Raw genomic sequence first — 21,867 nt, 5'->3', positions numbered from 1 at the left:
CATGAGCGAGCATGACAGCCTGCTGCGCGGGCCTTGCGACAGTTCCCCGCCGGAGGATGACCTTTCACGCCGGGCGGCGCTGGCCATGAAAAAAGCCAGAACAGCCCTGGTGCTGGACCATCCGTTTTTCGGCTCTCTGGCATTGCGGCTGCGCTTCAGGGAAGACACCGACTGCGGCGACCTGTGGACAGACGGCAAGAGCCTCGGCTTTAATCCCGCCTATGCCGCCACCCTTCCCGAAGCCCGGCTGGTGGCCGCCCAGGCGCACGAGATCATGCATCTGGCTTTCGGCCATCATCTGCGCCGCAAGGGGCGCGAGGAAAAAATGTGGAACCGGGCCTGTGATCTGGCCATAAACCACATTTTGCTCGAATCCGGCTTTGAGCTGCCCGAAGGCTTTGCCCACGACCCGGCATATGCGGGCCTGTCGGCTGACGATATTTATGAAGCGCTGGCCGTTCTTCAGGAAAGTGCCTCCAGGGGGGACGCGCGTGGCGATTCTGCCCAGGCCGACGGGCAGGATCAGGAAGGCGCGGGAGCCATGTCGTTTGACGGTGGCAAGGAACTGGGCGGAAAAAGCGCCGCAAAAGCCAGTAGCGGCACAAAGGAAAAAACCGGTCAGGAGCAGGGCGAACAAGGGGCGTCGGGCGCAACGCCCACGGCCAAAAAAGACAAGGGCAGCCCGGTGCAGGGCGAGGGCAAGACCTCCTTTACCGGAGAAGTGCGCGACCACCCTGACGTGAGCGGGCTGGAAAACGATCAGGCCCTCAAGCTGGCTGAGCAGGAGGCGGATGTAGCCCTGAATCAGGCCGTGCAGCGGGCGCGGCATATGGGCAGCCTGCCTGCGGGGCTGACGCGCCTGCTTCGCAAGGAACGGCAGCCAGAGCTGGACTGGCGCGAACTGCTGCGCCGTTTTCTGGAGCATTGCGCCAACAGCGACTATTCCTGGTCCACCCCCAACAGGCGCTATCTGTACCAGAATATTTACCTGCCCGCCCGCCGTGAGGCCCGCCTGCCCCATGTGGTGCTGGCTGTGGATTGTTCCGGCTCGGTGGATGAAAAGGTGCTGTCCATATTCTGTACGGAGCTTTTTTCAGTGCTGGATGCCTATGACACCACGCTGACCGTATTGTTTCACGATACAAAAATTCAGGGCGAAATAACCTTTAACCGCATGAGCATGCCGACCGACCTTATGCCCGTGGGCGGCGGCGGTACAGACTACCGTCCGGTCTGTGCTCATATTGCGGATCAAAACCTGCACCCCACCTGCCTCATCTGGTTTACAGACCTTGAGTGCAACCGCTTTCCCCACGAGCCGGACTATCCGGTTCTGTGGGTGTGCAGTGAGCCCAATGCGGAGCAACCGCCCTTCGGGGAACTTGTGAACCTGATGGCCGGACCAGCACAGACATGGCCGCCCACGCCTGCGGCCCAACATTGATGAAGAACCAGCGGAGCAGTTATGCGTATAGAATGGAAGATCACCAAAAAAAGAGGAAACCTGCGGCCGGTTCTCAGTTACTGCGCACAGCTTGAAGACCACGAGCGGGCGCTGGCCCTGCCGGTGGTGAGCATTGTTTCCACAATTCCCCGGCCGGAGGAAGAGCGGCAGGACTACTGCTATCCCGGCCTGTTTGAACGCGCGCCGGACTACAGGCCCGAAATGTTCCACACGCTGGAGGCTCCCTCGCACAAGGGGCATGCCTGGACGCGCACTCTTGTGCTGCCCTGGCGGGAGGATAATCTCTATCCTGAAGTGGATGCCTCGTTCGCGCTGCTGCGGCGCGCCATGGAGGATGCGCTGGAAAAGGCTTACGGCAGTGAACCCATGCAGCTTGAGGGCAGCGTGCGTACCTCGGCCGGAGCACAGGCGAAAATCGCGCCCGGCGTTATGGCTGAAAAGTTTCTGCGCATCGCGGCAAAGGCCGCCGCACACCGGGAGGGCGCGGCTTTTTGATTGCAAGGCCATGTCTGACGGACGGATCTGCGGCCAAGGGCCGCCGTGCTGCCGGCAAAACGTCCTGTCCCGCGGCCGTCGGATTGCCTGAGGGAGAGGTGTAAGGAGACGCCGCCTATCGGGCGTCAGCCGCCATAACGACCTGTATGTCCGCCGGTTTGCCCCAGTACGGCCAACTGGTTACAAGCACATCCACGCCCGTTGCGGCGTATTCCGCCGCATTGTCGCCGCCAATGCCGCCCGCGGCCAGAATGAGAATGTCGGGCCGTGCGGATTTCAGCGCGCCGACGGTGGCCGCCAGGTCCTGGCAGGAGAACTTTTCGCACTGGATGATGTCCAGCCCGGCTCCTGCCGCCAGCAGGGCGTCATCAAGGCAGTCCACCTCGATGGTGATGTTTTTTTCCGGCATGCGGGCGCGCAGGTCCCGTACTTGGCGGGCGAGGGTTTCCAGCGCGGGCTGTTTTTCACTGCCGGAAAAAAACAGCAGATGCTGCGCAAACAGCAAAACAGATTCTGAAAGGTTCTGCCTGTGTATGATGGCCCCGCCGTTCAGGGCGGCTTCGAGGCACAGGGCCTTGGCTCCGGGAAAGCTCTTGCGCGTCACGGCCACCTGCACGCCGGGGCGCACGGCGCGGGCGCGTTCCAGCATGAAGGCGCAGCGGCGGGCAATGCCCGACATGTATTCCATAAGAACCTGAGCCGCTTTCCAGCCCTTATGCAGGGCAGCGGCACGGCCCCTGGCCTCAAGAAAAACCTGACCGGCCTGAAGCATGTCGCCGTTGGCGGCCATGCGTGTGGTGGAAAGGCCGCAGCGCGTCAGGAGCTGCTCCGCTTCTTCCACACCGCTGATGATGCCGTCCGCACGAGGGCTGAAAAGCATTGCGCCGCTTTGCGGGCCGATGCCCAGCATTTCCACGGTCAGGTCCGGGCCGGGGCAATCGTCGGTTAAAAGGCTGTCAATCCATGATGCCGATTTGAAAATATGCATGAAATACCGCCTGTTGTTGTGCCGTCCCCGGCCTTGCCCTGCTGCTGTCCTGCATGTTTCGCCTGCCGAGGCAGCTTTGGGTTGCAAGTGTCACACAGTCACAGGTTGAGTGCAAGACAGGAGCGCTCGAAACAGAAATGCCTGATGGAAGAAAAGTATACTTGCGCAAAACAGCAGATATTGGCGAATATATGTAAAAAGAGATCTATAGTGCTCAGTGCTGTTTGTGCATTGCCTGACCTCAAGGCAGACTGTTTGGCTGTCGGCAGGCCTTGTGAGACAAAGGCGTTTCAGGCGGAATACGGCGCGGTGCAAGAGAGGCGGCATAAAAGGTTTTTTAGGCAGTGACAAAGCGGAGCCGCTCCGGAGGCAGGCATAATTCACCAGGCTATTTGTACAGAGTGGGTATGGGATATGCTGCGGACTCGGTAGCGGCAAAAAACAGGCGCAGGCGGGCAACGTTCCGCCTGGGCCTGTTTAGGCTAACAGTCATTTTGCTGTGCTGCGTTGGGCTGCCGTAAGGCTGTTCTTGGCCTGTCCTTTTACCCGGTAGTCCCGTCAAAACGGGCCTTGCCGCAGCGTGTGCCGTACCCGCAGCCGCCCCCCGCCACAGATGTGGCGCCAGTTGGGAGCGACAGCAGTTGCCCGGCGCAGTTCTAGCTGTAGTACTCTTCCGGCCCGCTACGGCCTTTTTTGCCGTATTTGCCGGGAGCCTGACGGCGAGGTCCCGGGGCAAAAGGTTTGCGGGGGCGCGGGTAGGCGGGTTTGCCGCTGTCCACTTTTGCCGCCACACGCATGCCTGCAATAAAGACGCCCCTGTTAAGTACGGCCAGCACGTCGTCTGCCATCTCCTGGGCTATTTCCACAACACAGAAGCTCTTGTTGATGCTGATGGCCCCGATGTGACGGCTGGAAATTCCGGTTTCGCCAGTAATGGCTCCCACCAGTTCGCGGGGTGTGGCCTTGTGCGTATGCCCCACATTGAGATGCAGCCTGGTCATGGGGCCGTCATTTTCGCGCCGTTGCGGGCGTGCGCCGGGCTTGCCGGGTTCACGCCTGCCGGGCGCGCCGTCCCTGTCCCTGTCCTTGTACTGGCGGCGGGGGTCCACGGCCAGCGGATCCTGATCCAGCGGCTTGTCCTGATCGCCAAAATCCCGCTGCATGAGCAGCTTGAAAAGGGCAGCAGAAATATCGCGGCTGGTAATTTCACCGTCAGGGAACTGTGTGGCCAGAAAATCTTCCACCAGGGTGAGCCAGCGCTCAAGCGTGCCGGATTCAACGGTCTGGCGCACTTCATCCAGCAGGCGGGAGGTGCGGATATTGTCCACATCACGCAGGCTGGGCAAACGTCCTTCGGTGATGCGCGCGCGGGTGCAGCGGATGATGTCGCGCATCTTGTAATGTTCGCGCATGGTCACAAAGGTAAAGGCGCTGCCCACACGGCCCGCCCGTCCTGTGCGCCCTATGCGGTGCACATATTTTTCCACATCGTGGGGGATGTCGTAGTTGACGACGGCGTCCACGTCGTCCACGTCAAGGCCGCGTGCCGCCACGTCTGTGGCTACCAGCACGTCCAGCCCTTCGGCACGGAAACGCTGCATCACGCGGTCGCGCTGCGACTGCGCTAGGTTGCCGTGCAGGCTGTCGGACTGATAGCCGCGTTGCTGCAGGTGTGTGGTCACTTCATCCGCGCCGCGTTTGGTGGAGCAGAAGACAAGAGCCTTGTGAAAGGCGCGGGAATCCAGCAGGCGGCAGAGGGCGTCCATCTTCTGGTGGGGGCGCACTTCATAATAAATCTGTTCAATGGCCGGAACCGTGAGCATTTTCTGGGCTACGGTGAGCATCTCCGGTTCGCGGAGAAAGCGTTTGCTCAGTTCGCGGATGGCCGGAGGAACAGTGGCGGAAAACAGCACCCGCTGGCAGCTTGCCGGGGTCTGTTCCAGAATGGACTCAATGTCTTCACGAAAGCCCATGTCCAGCATTTCGTCCGCTTCGTCCAGTACGGCCACGCGGGCTTCGCTCAGGCGCAGGGTGCCGCGTTTGAGGTGGTCCATAACGCGCCCGGGCGTACCCACCACAACCTGCACGCCCTTGGCCAGCGCGCGCAACTGCCTTTCAATGGGCTGCCCGCCGTAGATGGGCAGAATGGCGACGCCCCTTTTGTGGGCGGCAAGTTTGTTCAGCTCTTCGGCTACCTGGATGGCGAGCTCACGCGTGGGGCACAATATAAGGGCCTGTGTGTTTCTTTCGGGCGTGAGCTTGTCCAGAATGGGCAGGCCAAAAGCCGCTGTTTTTCCGGTACCTGTCTGCGCCTGGCCAAAGGCGTCATTGCCTGCCAGCAGGCAGGGGACGGCCAGAACCTGTATGGGGGAAGGCTCTTCAAAGCCCATGTCTTCAACGGCTTTCAACAGTTCGTGGGACAAGCCCAATTCTTCAAAAGATGCGGTCATGCTGTTCCTGAAAATAAAATTTTTCGGTAGGGATTTTTCCGGATGACGGAACATATCCCCATCCGGTGTAATGTACAATAAAAATGGTGCGGACCCGACGCGGCGGATCTGGCGCGGCCACGAGCCGCGTGCCAGTGCTTAATTGTTGCTTTTGCGCCGGGAGAGCGTATACTAAACAAAATTGGCTGAAATTTCGGGCCTGTTCAGGCCAGCCAACTTGGGCCCTTAACAGGAAGGATGGTTTTTGCTATGGGAGCGTTAAGTATTCAGCATTTGCTGGTTGTGTTGGTTGTGGTCATGGTGCTGTTTGGCGCAAAAAAACTGCCTGAAATCGGCGGCGGGCTCGGCAGGGCTATCAGAAACTTTAAGAAAGCCACCACCGAACCTGATGAAATTGACATAACCTCCCGAAATAACGGGAATGACAACGGCAAGCCCATGTAGCCGAAACATCGGCTTCTGAAAATTCTGGCTGCTTGTATGCCCCGGGCGTGACGTCCGGGGCTTTTATTTTCCGGGAATTTTCAGTGCGGTCTGTGCGGGAAATGTCAGCATCGGGCCGCCCCGGCTGAAGTGCGCTATTGCCCTACGGCCCGCGCCACCGCTTTCAGGTGCAGCCCTCTGGCCTTGACAGGTACGGCGGGTTGAGCCTGGATGGAGTGGCAGTCGGGACGGACGTCTGTTTGCCGTGTGAGGCAAAAAACACGCTGCGCCCCGAAAAAACGGCACATATCTCATGCCGTATATCCTGTATCCGGCAGGCCGGAGCACATTGCAGCAAAGCAAGCGCCACCTTGGGCCGCACCGCAATGGTTCATCTTTTGCGATGCGTCAGGCGCGGGCTTTCCGGCGTGTACTGACGGTGTATCGTTTATTCGGTGTATATTGGCACGAGAAATATCCGGCGTCAATCACAAGAGACATGCGAAAAGGTGGCGTGTGCACTGCCATGCTGCCGTCAAAAGCGCTACATTGATCTGTTGCTCAGGTGTTTCTGCCGGTAAATCAGCTTATTATGGAATACACCACGCCTGTACCCCGCTGTGTCTGCCGCATGCGGCGCGATTGCTGTTGCGCCGGACCGGGTATATTTGTGCGCAGGAATATTAAACTGCGGTGAATTGTTCGTTTTTACGGTCAGGCCGGGTGTGCGGGGCAGGTCCCTGAATCGGCCAGGGAGCCAGGGGGGACGTTTTTTATTCCGTCAGGCAAGTCAATGCCTATAAAAACCATATATCTTCCGGCCTCATCATCAGGAGCCTGTTCAAATTCCAGACGGCCTGCCGCGTATTGCACCACCACGGGAAGAATGCTCCCTTCGTGCCGCAGGTTGACGATGCCTTTGGCCCGGCACAGACCTGTTCCGGCGGCTTGCAGCATTTGCCTCAGACTGTGCTCATCCACCGGTGCGGGCATGGGAACGGTACGTGAGGAAAAGCCTTCATCAGCGTGTGTGCCGGAACATTCCCGCACCCGCGCCATGTCATAAAGACGGGGCTGGCGTGACGGCGCGGGATTACGCTTGTCTTGCCAGCCGGTCAAAAAGGCATCCAGCCGCGCAAAGGCAATATTGCCCTGTACGGCCGGTAAAATGCATGCCTTGCCGTTGACGGCACGCAGGGCGTGCAGAAATTCCTGAAAGCGTTTTTCCGTCACGGCATCAGCCTTGTTTGCGATGATGACGTCGGCCTGTTCGATCTGCGCCAGCCGCACCCCGTCGAAATTTTGGGCAGGGGCAATGCCGCCGCTCCATTCCAGAGCATCCGCCACGGTAATAATCAGTCCCGGCTGCACAAGGTCTGTCAATTCTGTCAGGGTTCGCAATACGTTGGCAGGGTTGGCCAGGCCGGTGGTTTCCAGAATGACCTGCTCCGCCGGAGCCGTGTCCAGCAGGCGTTGCAACCCGGGGCGCAGGGTGTCCGCCAGCGAGCAGCATACACAGCCTTCGTCCAGCGCCTCCACATGTGTTTCACTTCGGGTCAGGGCGGCATCCAGGCCTATTTTGCCGAATTCGTTCTGGATGACCGCCGCGTATTGCTCCCGCCCGTTAAGGAAGTCCAGCCAGCGGCGCAGAAAAGTGGTTTTGCCGGAGCCGAGAAAGCCGGTAAGAATGTGCATGACAGGCAAGGACGAAAGCTCATCCGGCCGGGGAGAGTAGCGACCCGGCAGCCGGGAAAGTTGCTTGTCCTCCTTTGAAGCACAGTACGGCGCGCCGCCAAGGCCGACGGTCAGGCGCATCTGCCAGCATGGTCTGGCCGTGGGGCAGGCTTTGGAGGATTGGGGCCAACCCTGAAGCGCCAGTGGCATCTTGCGCAGGTGTACGGTGGGTGTTTCATCCAGCAGGCTGCACGCCGTACCGGCCAGAGCGGCAAAAAAACGCAGCAGCAGGCGAAAGGCGGGTATATCACACTCAAGGCCGCCGGGCGGGACAATCCATTGCTGTTCATGCGCGGTATGGGCAGCATCTGTTTTGCCGGTCCCGTCGGGAACGGCAATGCCTTCCAGTGATACAATGCGTTGCCGTGCCGGAGCCGACAGGCTGAGGGAAAGCCACGATCCGTCCAGGGCTGCTGCAATGTTGACGTGCCCCAGGCAGAACGGGGACAGGGCTTCGGCATGGGCTGAAAGTTCGCGCACGGCATGTGCGTAGTCCGGCCCCAGAGCGATTGCCAGGGCCTGTAGCGGAAAACTGTCCAGCAGTGCGTCCTGCGCATCCGGAAAGACGCAGGCGGCAAAAGTGCCGTGCAGGGCGTCTTTTTCCACATATTCATCAAGAAAAACCAGGCCGAAAACATGCGGCAGCGGAGCCACCCTGCATGTCCATGCCGGTCCTTTCAGGGCCGAGGGGCGCACACCACGCCAACCAAGGGCGCGGGCCTGTCTGCGGTTCAGGTGAATGCCCGACAGCAGGGCCGTCAGTATGGAAGGGCTTTCTGGTCCGGCGTGGGGGTTCAATGGACGCGGCAGCAGGCTGTGCAGATGCATGGCGGCTCCCTGGCTGTGGCGCGGCATGCCGCGCCGGATGTCTCTGCGGGACCGGGACGGCATGCCCGGTCCCGCAGAGGGATTCAGAATCAGGAGGGGAAGGTGATAACGTCGCCGTTACCGAGATAGTTGGTGGTCTTGGAGCGGAAGCGCGCCGTCCCCTTGACCACGGGGTAGCCCGCGTCCACGAATTTTTGCGCAGTGATAAGCCCTGTGCAGTGGTTGCATCCGACCCGTTGCAGATCCCACTTTTTCAGTCCGATGACGAGGTCGTCATACTTGGGGTCCCAATCGTCAAAGGGCGATATGTGCAGCCCGCCGTAGAGGCCGTAGAACTGGTCGTTTTCATAGGCCAGTTCCTTGTAGGCGGTGTCGGCAAAAAGGATGATGCCCTGGTGGCAGCAGCCGGTAATGCTTACAAGACCCACGTCCTTTACGTTGCAGTACATGGAAAGCTCGCCGAAAACGCGGAAGATGATGGGGCAGTCAAACGTATACAGCGCCACGCCGTTTTCCAGCTTGTGCAGCCCCTTGGAAACTTCTGTAAGTTTTCCGACATGCCCGCAGTCTTTGAGGTACTGCTTGCCTTCGGGGTAGAAAGTGTTGGGTATGTATACCGGGATGTCGGGATTGTATTTGGTGACAGCCGGCAGGCCCCAGTAATGGTCCATATGCTCGTGCGTCTGGATGAATGCCTTGATCTCGTTATTGGCAAGCATGAGATCTATGCCTTCGCGCTTGTAGCAGGCGTCCATCCAGACATAGTTCCAGCCGGTATCAAACAGGTATTTGGTTACGGAGCCGTCCAGGGCTTCCACTTCGATCAGGCAGGAAAAGCCCCCTGCGTTATCGGCATGCACGCTTTTTTCACGGGTGATTTCCCAGGCTTCGTCCAGCTTTTTGGGTAAAAGATGCTTGATATGCTTGATGCCTTCCGCATAGCTGCCCTTGCCGACCCCCTTGCCGTTGCCGAAGGGCGGCCAGTTGAAGGTATACTGGTCAACCAGCAGGCCGCCGGCGCTGGTTACGTCCTGCATAAGCACGCCGTTGTCGAACCAGCTTGTTTCTGAAATGTTGGTAATGCGTATGGCCTTGCACATGCCGATATCCGTCGAACCGCGCTGCGCATCTTTGAGAAAGGCGCGGCGCATGGGCGAGTAGGAATATATGCCCATAGCGCCCAGTGTTCCTGCGCCTACACCCAGGGCGGCTCCTTTGATGAATTCACGTCTGTTCATATCAGCTCCCTGCTGGCCCCTACTGGACCAGGGTGAAGTGCGCGCTGAACCAGGGCAGCGCCGCCACGATGGCAAAGTATATAGCCACGCCGGCCACGATACCCACAACAAGGCCCGGAACCATTGCGGGGCCCCACGCGCTGCTCGCTTCAAAGGCGTGCTCGTCGGCCTTGATCTCTTCCACGCGGCGGAGCTCGCGCCGCCAGCCGGGCCAGCCATCCATGAACCACCAGTTGATAAGCCAGATATTGATGAGCCAGATCATGGGGATCATCGGGAACTGCTGCGGATGGGAAAAACCTTTCTGCGTACCCAGAACCAGATGGGCGTACTGATAATACAGGCAGTAAATGGCGATGCCGCCAACGATGACGATGAGCGTGCGAAGCAGCACATTCACCGGAGTGCTGAATTTGTTGGGGCAGTTGCCGCCATAAAACTGAAGGAACAGGGCCGGAACCAGGAAGAATATGGCGGTTTCACCCACATGCAGCCAGCGCCAGTCGGGAGCGGCATCACGCTTGTGTCCGCGGATGGCATCGCCCCACACCAGTTCCTGCATGAACCAGAAGAAGAAACACAGGGCGAGGGAAATGGCAATAATGCCGAAAAATGTGGTGAAACGCCGCAGCCACGGTGTTTTTATCAGGCAGAAGGGGTAGCGTTCCCATATGCCTTCCATAAACCAGACCACCACCGTGCAGCACATGATCCATGCTACATGAAAGTTGGCGGAAACAGTCTGGGCGAAGTTTTCCCAATAGGGCGGCGTAATGGCGGTGAAGTATTGCCAGGGGTAGTACAGGATGCCCATGTGGTTGTGCATGGTCATGAAGTAGATGATGAGGCTCAGACAGAACGTGCCGAGCCAGATGCTGAACCCCCTGACGGGCTGCTTCTGGTTTTCCCAGGGGCGGCCTTCAAGGGCCACCAGCCAGGCCGGGCTGATCCACGAAGCGATGACCGCAAACATCATGCAGGCCTGGGCCGCGTACTCCACAGCATAAAATTCCGTGAGTCCGGGCAGCTTTTGCAACTGGGCAGGGCTGAAGTAGGCAAAAGCCAGATTGCCCAGTACGCCTTCAAAGAAGCCGTGAATCAGCACAATCATCAGTCCCACCGAGACCAGAGAAAGCACGATGCCTTTCTGCAGCGGGTGGGCGTTGCGTATCCAGTTCTTTTTAAAGGGCCAGAAATCGAAAATGTAGGCCATCCAGATCAGGATAACCAGCCACCACCGGCAGTAATTGTAACCCACATAGGGTGTATAGAGGCGCATGATGCCGCGCGGGTCCTGAAACACCCACCAGGTCACAGCAAAAATGACCAGAGTAAGGGCCAGGTTTGCCAGCATGGGCAGGGGACCGCGCCAGCGTTTGAGGAGTTTGCGTTCCTCAAGATAGGGGATGTCGTGATCAGCCATCTCTTCCTCCACAGGGTTATGGCCGTTGCCGGATCAGGGGCGTCCGTGCCTGCTGGCGTCGCCTTGGGGCGGTGCGTCAGGGCAGGGCGCGTGGGGCAGGGGTGCTCCGGCGTGCATGGCCCGTAAAACGGCCCGGGCCAATTCTTCCTCTTCCATTGCCTCTGCAGGCAGTCCCAGGCGCTGCCCTTCCATACGCAGCATGGCGGACGAAAATTCCGGCGGCAGTGCCTGGAGGGCACGCGGCCCATCAGCAGCGGCCGCCGAAAAAGAGTCTTCATCCGTCACAGGCAGAGGGTGCGCGCGCCACACCCCCCGCAAGAAATTTCTTCTGCTTGTTCTGGTCATGCTTCTTCTCCCATGCCCTGTAAAAGGCAGGCAGCGTAAGCCGACAAGGCGGCAGATGATGCCTGCGGATCTGCGTGGCGCAGGCCATGCAGGGTGCGGGCAAGATGCTTGAATATTTCCTCAAGGCGTATGGGCGGGCAGTCCTGCAAAAGCCGCGCGAGGGCGTGGGCGTCCGGCAGGGTTGCCGCTCCGGCCTGGGCCAGACGGGTATTGGAAAGTCCCTGTAACAAGGTAGAGAAGAACTGAAGGTGATATTGCGCGAAAAGCCGCATGTCGGACGCATGCAGCGCCATGCCGGTTGCAGACAGCTGGCGTTCCAGCGTGAGTATGGCCGAAGGGGCAAAAGATGGCTGTGCCACCATAAGCAGGTGTGGCATCACAATGCGGAAGGCTCGCAGGCTGTCCGCCAGGCTGGCATTGTCGGAGCGGCAGGGCAGGGCCTTTACAAATGTTCCGCTGCCGCGTCTGGTTTCCAGAATGCCACGGCCCACAAGGGTGCGCAGCGCCGTGCGCAGGGTGGCGCGGCTCACGCCGAGTTTTTCCGCCAGCAGGCGTTCTGCGGGCAACCGTTCAAAAAGGTTCCAGCGGCCTTTCAGCAGTGCCTGTTCCAGGCGTCGTTCCGTAGTGGCAGGTGTAGTCATGGCCTTCCCCTGCAGGTTTGTCTTGTTGTGTTGATTCTGTCTCTTGGGGCTTTTTATGACAATATTCAGGTCTGTATTGTATGTATTTATTTTATTGCACTGTATTTATATGCTTTTTTTATGATTTCTGGTCATACCAAATAGTATGTTTCTACTTTAAAGTATACAATTAATCGGATATTAGACAGGTTCTAACGGTATTTTTGGGTAAAATATACAGATTGGTATGACCAATTATGCTGTGAAAAAGGGCTTGCCCTGTAAATGTATCTATTTTACTGGCAAGCAGACCGGCAGCAACCGGTTGTGCCCAAAAGGCTGAAGGAGTTTATATGCCGCGTTTTTCGCAGTGGCGGAGCGGATTTCCCGGATTGTTGTGGAGCATTCGGCAGCGTGAGTCTCGGCTCAAGCTTTTTACGCGCTGGCAGGTGGAGGGGCTGGATGCTCCCCAATTGCTGAAGAATGCCAGATATCGCAAGCAGGTCGTCATGCCGGAAGACTATCCCCTTCTGGTGGAATTCTGGGATATGATTCATGCCGCGCGGCCTGCTGCGGCCATTTTTCGTCTGCGGTCGGATGGAGGCCGCAAGCCGCTCATTCTGCAGGGCTGGCCCGAGCCGGGACTGGACGTCTACAGCGGCTTGCTTAAAAGCGCGTTTTTGCCTGGCGGCTACGGATCGGCATGCTATAACGCGCAGCTCGGCATGTGCGTGGGCGATGTGGATTACCCGGTGTTTACCATTGATCTGGAGGACTGCTGCCTCAAGGAGGCGAATGAGGCCGCCGGCAGACTGTTCATGCGCCAGGGGCAGGGCAGCAGTCTTTTATCGCTGGAGGATATCGCGCCGCAGAGCCTGGGTGAGCAGCTTCTCAATGCCGCGCGCCAGGCTGTGCGGGAAGATGCATGGTCGGGAAAGCTCATGCTGGGCAATGCGGAGCGCGGGCTTTTTTCAACCTCTGTGCGGCTGACGCCCTGGGGCGGGCCGCAAGGCCGGGTCGTGCGGGCCGCTCTGGTGCGCGTGGACGCCAAAACCACGATGCGCCCCTTTGATACCAGCAGCGATGAGGCATTGCGCCCCGGTGATCTGCGCCCGGCCCTGGAAGAGCTTTGGAACACATGCGACCCGGAGGTGGACGGGCTTATGCTGTCGCACATCCAGTCCGGCAGCGGCAAAGTAACCGTCTACGGAGTAGGGCGCGCGTTTGACAATCTGGAATGGGGGGCCGTTCATGCCTATGAGGGAACCATCGCCCAAGATATAGAACGCTTTGATTTGAACTCGCTGCTGGTCGAAGACACGCTGAACAGCGTAAAATCTGTAGACTGGGCATTATTTACACCCCTGGGCGTACGTTCGTATTACGCACGCCCCTTCTATGCGGAGCACGGTTTGCATGCCGTGTTCATTCTGGCCAGCCGCAAGGCAAAAACATTCGGCACTGATGCGGATGCGCGCTACGCCGATGTGGCAGAGGCTTTCGGCAGGTTGATGCAACGCTGGAGGCAGCGGGGGTGACGGCCTTGCAGGAGGGGCGGCGGCACGGCGGCGCTGCCTTGCGGGCGGGCAATGCCCTTTGGCGGCGGCAGGTAAAAATGCATGTAAAAAGCCCCTTTGAAGCACAGCTTCAAAGGGGCTATCTTGGTGAACCATATCAGAGCGCTGAAGATGCTATTTGGCGGAGACGTATAGGGGTCGAACCTACCGCAGACGGTAAAGCCTGCCACCGGTTTTGAAGACCGGGCGCCACACCGGTGACGAAACGTCTCCGCGCAAGCGTTCGTATGCTATGTGAAAAAAACGATTGCTGCAAGAGTCTGGTTTGTCAGCGGCAAAATACCGTTTTGCCCATTGCCAATCAGGTGTCAGGCATTATATGTGAAAAAACGGTTTAAGCGGCAGGCCCCCGTGGGCCTTGGCCATTTGACATTGGGCGTGCACAGGTAGTATTTCTCTGCTTGCGTGGGCCTATGTTCAGGTCCTGGCCGTGTGCCGGAGCGCACGGAAAACGTAACGGAGGCAATGTTGAACCAGATGAGTCGCAACCTGATGCTATGGGCCATTATCGTCCTGGCGATGGTTATGCTTTTTAATATGTTCCAGCAGCCACAGGGCGTAATGCAAAGAGTGCCCTATTCTGACTTTCTGAGTCAGGTGGATGGCGGCCAGATACTGTCTGTAACCATGCAGGGGCACACGCTTACAGGTAGAACATCAGACGGCAAAACCGTGCAGACCTACGCTCCACAGGACCTGGGTCTGGTCAACCGCCTTATTGAAAAAAAGGTGGAGGTCAAGGCAGAGCCGCCTGAAGAGCAGCCCTGGTACATGACGCTGCTGGTTTCGTGGTTTCCCATGCTCCTGCTTGTGGGCGTATGGATCTTTTTCATGCGGCAGATGCAGGGCGGCGGTGGAAAGGCCATGAATTTTGGCCGTTCGCGCGCGCGCATGCTCAATCAGGACAGCGCCCGCGTCACCTTTGCCGACGTGGCCGGGGTGGACGAAGCCAAGGATGAACTCGCCGAAGTGGTGGAGTTTTTGTCCAATCCCAAAAAATTTACCCGCCTTGGCGGGCGCATCCCCAAGGGCGTGCTGCTCGTGGGGCCTCCCGGCACGGGCAAGACGCTTCTGGCGCGCGCCGTGGCGGGCGAAGCCGGAGTGCCTTTCTTTTCCATTTCCGGCTCGGACTTTGTGGAAATGTTTGTGGGCGTGGGCGCTTCGCGTGTGCGCGACCTTTTTGTGCAGGGCAAGAAAAATGCGCCTTGCCTTATTTTTATTGACGAAATTGACGCTGTTGGCCGTCAGCGCGGCGCCGGACTCGGTGGCGGGCATGACGAGCGCGAACAGACGCTGAACCAGATGCTGGTAGAGATGGACGGTTTTGAAAGCAATGAGGGCGTTATCCTCATTGCCGCCACCAACCGTCCCGACGTGCTGGACCCGGCCCTGCTGCGTCCCGGCCGTTTTGACCGTCAGGTGGTGGTTCCCACTCCCGACCTTCGTGGTCGCCGCCGTATTCTTGAGGTACACACCAAGCGCACCCCGCTTTCCGGCGATGTGGATCTGGAAGTTCTGGCCCGCGGTACGCCCGGCTTCTCCGGTGCAGACCTGGAAAACCTGGTCAACGAGGCTGCCCTTCAGGCTGCCAAACTGAATCAGGACAGGCTGGACATGCACGATTTTGAATATGCCAAGGACAAGGTTCTTATGGGCCGTGAGCGCCGCAGCCTTATCCTTTCTGATGAGGAAAGACGCATCACCGCCTATCACGAAGGCGGCCATGCCCTGGCGGCACGCCTTCTGCCCGGCTCGGACCCGGTGCACAAGGTCACCATTATTCCGCGCGGGCGCGCTCTTGGCGTGACCATGCAACTGCCTGAAGAAGACCGTCACGGCTACTCGCGCTCCTACCTGCGTAATACCCTGGTAGTGCTGCTTGGCGGCCGCGTGGCTGAAGAGCTTATTTTTGACGACATCACCACCGGAGCCTCCAACGACATTGAGCGCGTCACCCGCATGGCCCGTAAAATGGTATGTGAGTGGGGTATGAGCGAGGCTGTGGGTACGCTGGCTATCGGCGAAACCGGCGAAGAAGTCTTTATCGGCCGGGAATGGGTGCAGAACAAAAACTTCAGCGAAGACACCGCTCGCCTGGTGGACTCGGAAGTCAAGCGTATTGTGGACGAAGCGCATGAGCGCTGCCGCGTGCTGCTGAAGGAAAATGAAGAAACGCTGCACCGCATTGCCCGCGCCTTGCTGGATCGTGAAACCATTACCGGCGAAGAGCTTGAACTCCTGATGGAAGACAAGGAGCTGCCCCCGCTGGACAACAACGGCAAGCCCGTCAAGTATTCCGAAGCTCCCAGCCGTCCCGGCAAGAGCGGCGGAAGCCCCAAGGGCGAGGCAGCCGTTGCCGCCGAACCTGCCGAGTTCACCCTTGAGCCGGATACAGGCAATGAAGATGCCCCGGCAGCGCAGGCCCCGGCGGAAGCGGAAAGTGCTGAAAGCGGCGAAATGGCCGCCAATAATGGTGAAGACGACAACAAGCGAAATCAGTAATGAAAAACTCATTCCCGGTGGCGCCCGTAACGGGCGCAGCCTGGCATGTCATGGGGGGGCGGGCGTTGAAGACGCCCTCCCCCTTTGGCGTTATGGGCATTGTCAATCTTACTCCTGATTCCTTTTATGACGGCGGCACGCATCATCTTCCTCCGGCCGGCCTGCGGCATGCCCTGGCCCTGCTTGAAGAAGGCGCTGATATTCTTGATCTGGGGGCCGAATCGTCCCGGCCGGGAGCGGCCGAGCTTTCGCCGGACGAAGAGATCCGCCGCCTCACGCCCGTGCTTATGGGGCTGCGCCGCAAGGCTCCCTGGGCGGCGGTTTCTGTTGATACATATCATGCCGCCACTGCCGCCGCTGTGCTGGAGCAGGGAGCGACCATTATCAATGACATTTCGGCGTGCGCGTTTGATCCGGCCCTGCTGGACGTGCTTGTGCAATACAAGCCGGGCTATGTGCTCATGCATAGTCAGGGGCGGCCCGAGACCATGCAGCACAATCCGCAGTATGGGGATGTGCGGCGTGAAGTGCGGGAGTTTTTTGAACGCAATCTCGCGCGGCTGGTGCGGGCTGGTGTACCCGAAGACCGTATCATTCTTGACCCTGGCATAGGTTTCGGCAAAACGCTGGCCCATAATCTGGAATTGCTGGCGCACCCTGAAGACTGGCTGGATCTGGGGCGGCCTGTGCTCATGGCCCTTTCAATGAAATCCGTTTTTGGCGGCCTGCTTTCACTGCCGCCGGATCAGCGCGGCACGGCTACCGTGGCGGCAACGGCGCTGCTGCGTGCGCGGGGCGTTTTCTGGCACAGGGTGCATCAGGTGGCCGCTGCCCGACAGGGGCTGGCGGTTGCCGCGGCTTTCAATCCCGGCCCCTTGCCGGGTGGCCCATCTGTAGCGTAAAATACAAAAAGGGCACGCTGGTGCGTGTCCTTTTTTTTCATGCGGCTGCGGCAGGCCGCCCAGGCTGTCAGCGGTTCTGGCCGGCAACGGCGGCATGCGCTATTTTCCGGCCGTGTGCGGGTAATTCAATTCTGTACATTTACAGAGAGTTAAGGAAAATCCCGGTAATAAGGGCTGCCGTGCCAGTGCGCCGGAAAACGCCAGTCGTATTGGGCGCGGCTTCATTTTGAACGGCAACTGCCGGAACGCTGTTTGCAGCGCATTGGCATCGGTTTTTTGCCGCGCCCAAAAGCCATAAGAGCCGACTTGAAATTCACACTGCCAAGCTCTTGACGAATCCGCCGGGCAGGCGGATAAGGCCATGTAGCGGGCAAGGGTTCGCCGGAAAATGCCATGCAGCCTGTGGCTGACCGCAGTCAGCGGGGCCGGCAGAAACGTTGTTCAATGCCCGGCGCACAGCAAGACCGCGGGCGGGCTGCGCCTGTCCGGAGCGACGCGTAACGGCGGTTTTTATATCTTCGTCCAAGGATACTACGGTGTTTGACAATATACCCATCGAATGGCGCGATCTTCTGGATATCGGCGTGGTCAGCGTGCTTCTGTACCAGCTTATCCAGATGGTGCGCGGCTCGCGTGCTCTGGCCGTACTGACCGGCCTCGGCCTGCTGACGCTGCTGTATTTTTTTTCCAGAGCCGTGGGCCTGTATACGTTGAGCTGGCTTTTACAGCATATCTTCAGCTCCATATTCATACTCATAGTGGTCATCTTTCAGTCCGATATCCGGCAGGCCCTTGGTGAAATGGGTACGCACCGGCTGTTTCGCAAAAAACAGCTTATGCAGGACGGCGTTGAGGAAGTGGTGATGGCCTGTGTGGAGATGGCCCGCCTGCGCGTGGGAGCGCTTATTGTGGTGGAGCGCAGCATCCGGCTCGGCGACATGATCAAGCGCGAGGGTGTGCGGGTTGACGCGCAGCTTTCGCGTCAACTGCTCATGAATATTTTTTACCCCAAAGCGCCCCTGCACGACGGGGCGGTGGTTATCAGCCGGGGGCGGCTTATGGCTGCGGCCTGTATTCTGCCGCTGGCTGTGGCCAAGGGGCAGAGTTTCGGCACCCGCCACCGCGCGGCCCTTGGGGTAACTATGGAAAGCGATGCTGTGGTTATTGTCGTGTCTGAAGAACGGGGCGAAATTTCAGTAGCCATAAAGGGCGAGCTTATGCGCGCCCTGGATGCCGGCCGCCTGCGGGAGGTGCTTAATGAAGTCCTCTGATATTCCCCGGCGTGCGCCGCATCTGATGTCTTTGCTGGTGGCCGTGCTTGCGGCCGTGAGCATGTGGTATGTGGTCAGCGTGCGCGAACGCCTTGAAGCCCAGTTGGAAGTAACCCTTGACTACTACGGCATACCCGCAAACCTTGTGATCACCGATGGTCTGATCAACAAGGCCGTGGTGCGCCTGCGCGGGCCGGAAACTCTTTTGCGCTCGGTTACCCAGAGCAAGCTTATTCAGGCGGTCAATCTTTCCCATATCAAAAAAGGCGTTACCATCGTGCCCCTTACGGCCGAGCATCTCGGGCCGGGGTTTCGCGCCTTTGAGCTTATCGACGTGCAGCCGCCGCGCATCGCCATTACGGCTGACACCCTGGTGGAACGGGCGGTTCCCGTAAAGCTCACTGTGGATTCACCCTTGCGCAACGGGGCGCTGACTGTGGAAAATGCCAGGGTGGACCCTGCCACGGTAACCCTGCGCGGGCCGGAAAGTGTGGTTGAAGGCATTTCCCATGTGCCGGTGACCATCATGGCCGACCCCACCGCGGCGGGAAGCACTGTGCATCAGGTCATAACCCTGGATACGCCGAGCCTTGTGACCGCGGTTCCTCCTACAGTCAAGGTGCAGTACAGCATCACCAGCGGGCGCATTACGGTGAGCCAGCGTTGCAAGGTGGAAATTTCGGCCGAAAACCGCCGCCTCTATAAAGTGGAGCCGGACGAACTGACCGTGCTTGTGGAAGTACCCGATGCGCTGGCAAAAAATGCCCGCTATCTCGGACAGCTGGAGGCTACCGTCAGCCCGCCCGACCTTGATGAAGGCGAAAGCCGTCAGGTAGAGGTGCGCTTTCGCCTGCCCGAGGGCATGACGCTCTTGAACCCCGGCACAGAAGAAGTTACGGTAAGCCGCAAGAAAAAATAGACCGTACTCCCGGCAAGTTGCGGGAAACGGAGGGCGCTTTTGCCCTTGAAGGAGATGGCATGGCCGATCGTCTTTTCGGCACGGATGGTTTGCGTGGTACGGTAAATACATACCCGATGACGGTGGATGTTGCCCTGCGTCTGGGGCTGGCCGCCGGGGTTCGTTTCCGGCGGGGCCAGCATCAGCACAAAGTGGTTATCGGCAAGGACACGCGCCTGTCGGGATATATGTTTGAGTCCGCCCTCACGGCGGGGCTGTGCGCTGCGGGCATGCACGTCATCATGACTGGCCCGTTGCCCACTCCGGCCATATCCTTTCTGACACGCAGCATGCGCGCGGATCTGGGCGTGGTTATTTCGGCCTCGCACAACCCCTTTCAGGATAACGGCATAAAGTTTTTTGATGCCGACGGGTACAAGCTGCCCGACATGGCCGAAGACGAGATCGCGGCCATGGTGCTGGATTCCGGGTTTTCCTGGCCGTATCCCGATTCGCGCGGTGTGGGCCGTGCCACAAAGATTGAAGACGCGGGCGGGCGCTACATTGTGTACACAAAAAGCTGTTTTCCTGCCCATCTGACCCTTTCTGGCCTGCGCATTGTGGTAGACTGCGCCAACGGGGCGAGCTACAAGGTGGCTCCCCTTGCCCTGGAAGAGCTTGGGGCTGAAGTGTTCCGCATCGGAACCAGCCCGGACGGAACCAATATCAACGAGCACTGCGGCTCGCTGCATCCCGACGTGGTTGCGGCCAAGGTGCGCGAGGTGCGGGCCGACATCGGCCTGGCCCTGGACGGTGATGCCGACCGCCTTATTGTGGTGGACGAGCGCGGGGTGATTCTGGACGGCGACCAGATCATGGCGCTGTGCGCCCAGGCCATGATGGCCAGGGGCGAACTGCCCGGCAACCTGCTGGTCGCCACGGCCATGAGCAATATGGCCCTGGAGCTTTTTATGTGCGACCATGGCGGGCAGCTTTTGCGCACCAAGGTGGGCGACCGTTACGTCATGGAGGCCATGCGCCGTGAAGGAGCCATGCTCGGCGGCGAACAGTCGGGTCATCTCATTTTTCACCGTTACAGCACCACGGGCGACGGCCTGCTGGCTGCGCTGCAGATATTGCGCATCATGCGGGAGAAAGAGCGGCCGCTTTCTGATCTGGCCGGGCTGCTGACGCCTTTTCCGCAAAAGCTCATCAACGTGCGGGTGGAAAAACGCCTGCCCTTTGAAGAGCGCCCCGCTATCGGTGAAGCCGTGGCCCAGGTGGAAAAAGAACTGGGTGGCCGTGGGCGGGTGCTTTTGCGCTATTCCGGCACCGAGGCGCTGTGCCGCGTCATGGTGGAAGGCGAGCATGAAGACAGGGTTCGGACATACGCCGAAGACCTGGCCCAGGTGGTGGAGCGCGAGCTGCGTTAAGGTCCTTGCGGACATCCGGTTTTTGAACGAGACTACAGACAAGCAAAGCAACAGCGGAGGCGAGCATGAAGGATATTCGCAAGGTTATTATTCCCGTGGCCGGATGGGGTACGCGTTCATTACCCGCGACCAAGAATATTCCCAAGGAAATGCTGCCCATCTACAACAAGCCGGTCATCCAGTATGTGGTGGAAGAGGCTCAGAAGGCCAATATCCAGGATGTTATTTTCGTAACCAACCGTGACAAAAGCGTCATTGAAGACCATTTTGACTATAACCTGCAACTGGAAGCTGTGCTTGAACGCGCCGGAAAGCTCGACAAGCTGGAAGAAGTGCGCAGGGTTGCGGAAATGGTCAACATCATGTCCGTGCGCCAGAAAAAGCAGCTCGGCCTCGGGCATGCCGTACTATGCGCGCGCGAACTGGTGCGGGACGATCCTTTTGCCGTTATGGTGGGTGATGACCTGATGTTTGGCGGTGTTCCCGGCATTGGCCAGCTTATTGACGTGGCCATGGCGGAAAAGATGCCCGTCATCGGTGTTATGGAAGTACCGTGGGAAAAGGTAGACCGTTACGGCATCATTGAAGGGGACGAAGTTGCCCCCGGCGTGTTCAGGGTCAAGAGCATGGTGGAAAAACCCGCTCGCGACAAAGCGCCCTCGCGCATGGCTATTGTGGGCCGTTATGTGCTTACACCCGATATTTTTGACTATCTTGAAAAGGTTACCCCGGGCCACGGCGGCGAAATTCAACTGACTGACGCTCTTCAGGCCATGGCGCAGGACAGGGGCATGATGGCGGTGCGCATGTCTGGCATGCGGTTTGACGCCGGAGACTGGGCGGAATTTTTGACGGCCAATATCTATTTTGCCCTGCAGGATGAAGAACTGCGCTACGACCTGCTGAATTTGCTCAAAAACTTTGTGCAGTTCCACTAGAGCAGATCAACTTTGAAAATATATATTTTCAAAGTTGTCATCCTGCCGAAAAATGCGATTTTCGGCAGAATCCACGCCGCGTTGCGGCGCGCGGCACTCGCGTGCAGCGTTAGAGATTTTACCTTTTTGCAAAGGTAAAATGCTCTAGAACTTTTTACTCTGAAATGTTTTGTGTGGGCGGAAACCTTTTGCAAAAGGCTTCCGCCCACACGCTCTCACGCCCCGAGGCCTTTATTCTTGTTGCAAGCCGTCAACTGCTTCAGTGGCAACCTGCTCCGGCGGCTACGTGAGCAGGCGCTCGCCGTAGAGACTTGCTTTCCCCGCCGTATTGGTTAAC

17 protein-coding genes and 1 tRNA gene are annotated in these 21,867 nt (G+C 58.8%); 10 read left to right on the top strand and 8 right to left on the bottom strand.

The window, feature by feature from the left end; genetic code table 11:
• The first annotated feature begins 1 nt into the window (after position 1).
• Together QZ377_RS04515 and QZ377_RS04510 are read left to right on the top strand one after the other, a co-directional pair.
• Positions 2–1,444, top strand: coding sequence for a VWA-like domain-containing protein (locus QZ377_RS04515; RefSeq protein WP_291439914.1), 1,443 nt, complete (start codon positions 2–4; stop codon positions 1,442–1,444).
• Between the two features lie 21 nt (positions 1,445–1,465).
• A complete protein-coding gene (locus tag QZ377_RS04510) occupies positions 1,466–1,960 on the top strand; it encodes a hypothetical protein (RefSeq protein ID WP_291439912.1) in 495 nt (164 codons plus the stop codon).
• Between the two features lie 115 nt (positions 1,961–2,075).
• On the opposite strand, the gene modD is transcribed toward QZ377_RS04510, so the two are convergent.
• Positions 2,076–2,948, bottom strand: a complete 873-nt coding sequence (gene modD, locus QZ377_RS04505; RefSeq protein ID WP_291439910.1) for a ModD protein — start codon at positions 2,946–2,948, stop codon at positions 2,076–2,078.
• A gap of 656 nt (positions 2,949–3,604) precedes the next feature.
• Positions 3,605–5,398 carry a DEAD/DEAH box helicase gene (locus tag QZ377_RS04500; protein ID WP_291439908.1) on the bottom strand — a complete coding sequence of 598 codons (1,794 nt, stop codon included), beginning with the start codon at positions 5,396–5,398 and terminating at the stop codon, positions 3,605–3,607.
• Between the two features lie 249 nt (positions 5,399–5,647).
• Between QZ377_RS04500 and QZ377_RS04495 the strand changes: the two genes are divergently transcribed.
• Positions 5,648–5,842: a twin-arginine translocase TatA/TatE family subunit gene (locus tag QZ377_RS04495; protein WP_291439906.1), complete on the top strand. Its 195-nt coding sequence runs from the start codon at positions 5,648–5,650 to the stop codon at positions 5,840–5,842.
• A gap of 693 nt (positions 5,843–6,535) precedes the next feature.
• On the opposite strand, the gene QZ377_RS04490 is transcribed toward QZ377_RS04495, so the two are convergent.
• The 5 genes from QZ377_RS04490 to QZ377_RS04470 all read right to left on the bottom strand — a co-directional run bounded on the left by QZ377_RS04490 (position 6,536) and on the right by QZ377_RS04470 (position 12,030).
• Positions 6,536–8,383 (bottom strand): GTP-binding protein, encoded by a 1,848-nt coding sequence (locus QZ377_RS04490; protein ID WP_291439904.1) that lies wholly within the window; start codon positions 8,381–8,383, stop codon positions 6,536–6,538.
• Between the two features lie 89 nt (positions 8,384–8,472).
• Positions 8,473–9,621 carry a twin-arginine translocation signal domain-containing protein gene (locus QZ377_RS04485; RefSeq protein WP_291439902.1) on the bottom strand — a complete coding sequence of 383 codons (1,149 nt, stop codon included), beginning with the start codon at positions 9,619–9,621 and terminating at the stop codon, positions 8,473–8,475.
• Between the two features lie 19 nt (positions 9,622–9,640).
• A complete protein-coding gene (locus tag QZ377_RS04480; RefSeq protein WP_291439900.1) occupies positions 9,641–11,044 on the bottom strand; it encodes a hypothetical protein in 1,404 nt (467 codons plus the stop codon).
• A 33-nt stretch (positions 11,045–11,077) separates the two neighbouring features.
• Positions 11,078–11,389 (bottom strand): apoptosis regulator Bcl-2, encoded by a 312-nt coding sequence (locus tag QZ377_RS04475; protein WP_291439898.1) that lies wholly within the window; start codon positions 11,387–11,389, stop codon positions 11,078–11,080.
• A complete protein-coding gene (locus QZ377_RS04470) occupies positions 11,386–12,030 on the bottom strand; it encodes a GntR family transcriptional regulator (RefSeq protein ID WP_291439896.1) in 645 nt (214 codons plus the stop codon). Before QZ377_RS04470 ends, QZ377_RS04475 begins: the two co-directional genes overlap by 4 nt.
• Positions 12,031–12,362: 332 nt before the next feature.
• On the opposite strand from QZ377_RS04470, the gene QZ377_RS04465 reads away from it, so the two are divergent.
• A complete protein-coding gene (locus tag QZ377_RS04465; protein WP_291439894.1) occupies positions 12,363–13,547 on the top strand; it encodes a hypothetical protein in 1,185 nt (394 codons plus the stop codon).
• A gap of 158 nt (positions 13,548–13,705) precedes the next feature.
• On the opposite strand, the gene QZ377_RS04460 is transcribed toward QZ377_RS04465, so the two are convergent.
• Positions 13,706–13,799: transfer RNA gene (locus QZ377_RS04460), tRNA-Sec, on the bottom strand.
• 255 nt (positions 13,800–14,054) lie between these two features.
• On the opposite strand from QZ377_RS04460, the gene ftsH reads away from it, so the two are divergent.
• The 6 genes from ftsH (at position 14,055) to galU (ending at position 21,530) form a co-directional block, all read left to right on the top strand.
• Positions 14,055–16,088: an ATP-dependent zinc metalloprotease FtsH gene (gene ftsH, locus QZ377_RS04455; RefSeq protein WP_291439892.1), complete on the top strand. Its 2,034-nt coding sequence runs from the start codon at positions 14,055–14,057 to the stop codon at positions 16,086–16,088.
• Positions 16,088–16,990, top strand: a complete 903-nt coding sequence (gene folP / locus QZ377_RS04450) for a dihydropteroate synthase (protein WP_291439890.1) — start codon at positions 16,088–16,090, stop codon at positions 16,988–16,990. Before ftsH ends, folP begins: the two co-directional genes overlap by 1 nt.
• Before the next feature lie 536 nt (positions 16,991–17,526).
• Entirely contained in the window at positions 17,527–18,261 is a 735-nt protein-coding gene (gene cdaA / locus QZ377_RS04445) for a diadenylate cyclase CdaA (RefSeq protein WP_291439888.1), read from the top strand.
• On the top strand, positions 18,248–19,180 hold the full coding sequence (locus QZ377_RS04440) for a CdaR family protein (protein WP_291439886.1): 933 nt from the start codon (positions 18,248–18,250) through the stop codon (positions 19,178–19,180). Before cdaA ends, QZ377_RS04440 begins: the two co-directional genes overlap by 14 nt.
• 59 nt (positions 19,181–19,239) lie before the next feature.
• Positions 19,240–20,592, top strand: coding sequence for a phosphoglucosamine mutase (gene glmM / locus QZ377_RS04435; RefSeq protein WP_291439884.1), 1,353 nt, complete (start codon positions 19,240–19,242; stop codon positions 20,590–20,592).
• A 65-nt stretch (positions 20,593–20,657) separates the two neighbouring features.
• On the top strand, positions 20,658–21,530 hold the full coding sequence (gene galU / locus QZ377_RS04430; RefSeq protein ID WP_291439882.1) for a UTP--glucose-1-phosphate uridylyltransferase GalU: 873 nt from the start codon (positions 20,658–20,660) through the stop codon (positions 21,528–21,530).
• The last annotated feature ends 337 nt before the right edge of the window (positions 21,531–21,867 follow it).

Origin of the sequence: Desulfovibrio sp., assembly GCF_019424165.1 — a bacterium.
In the GTDB taxonomy this organism is placed as follows: domain Bacteria; phylum Desulfobacterota; class Desulfovibrionia; order Desulfovibrionales; family Desulfovibrionaceae; genus Desulfovibrio.
This window is presented reverse-complemented; position numbering and strand designations above follow the sequence as displayed.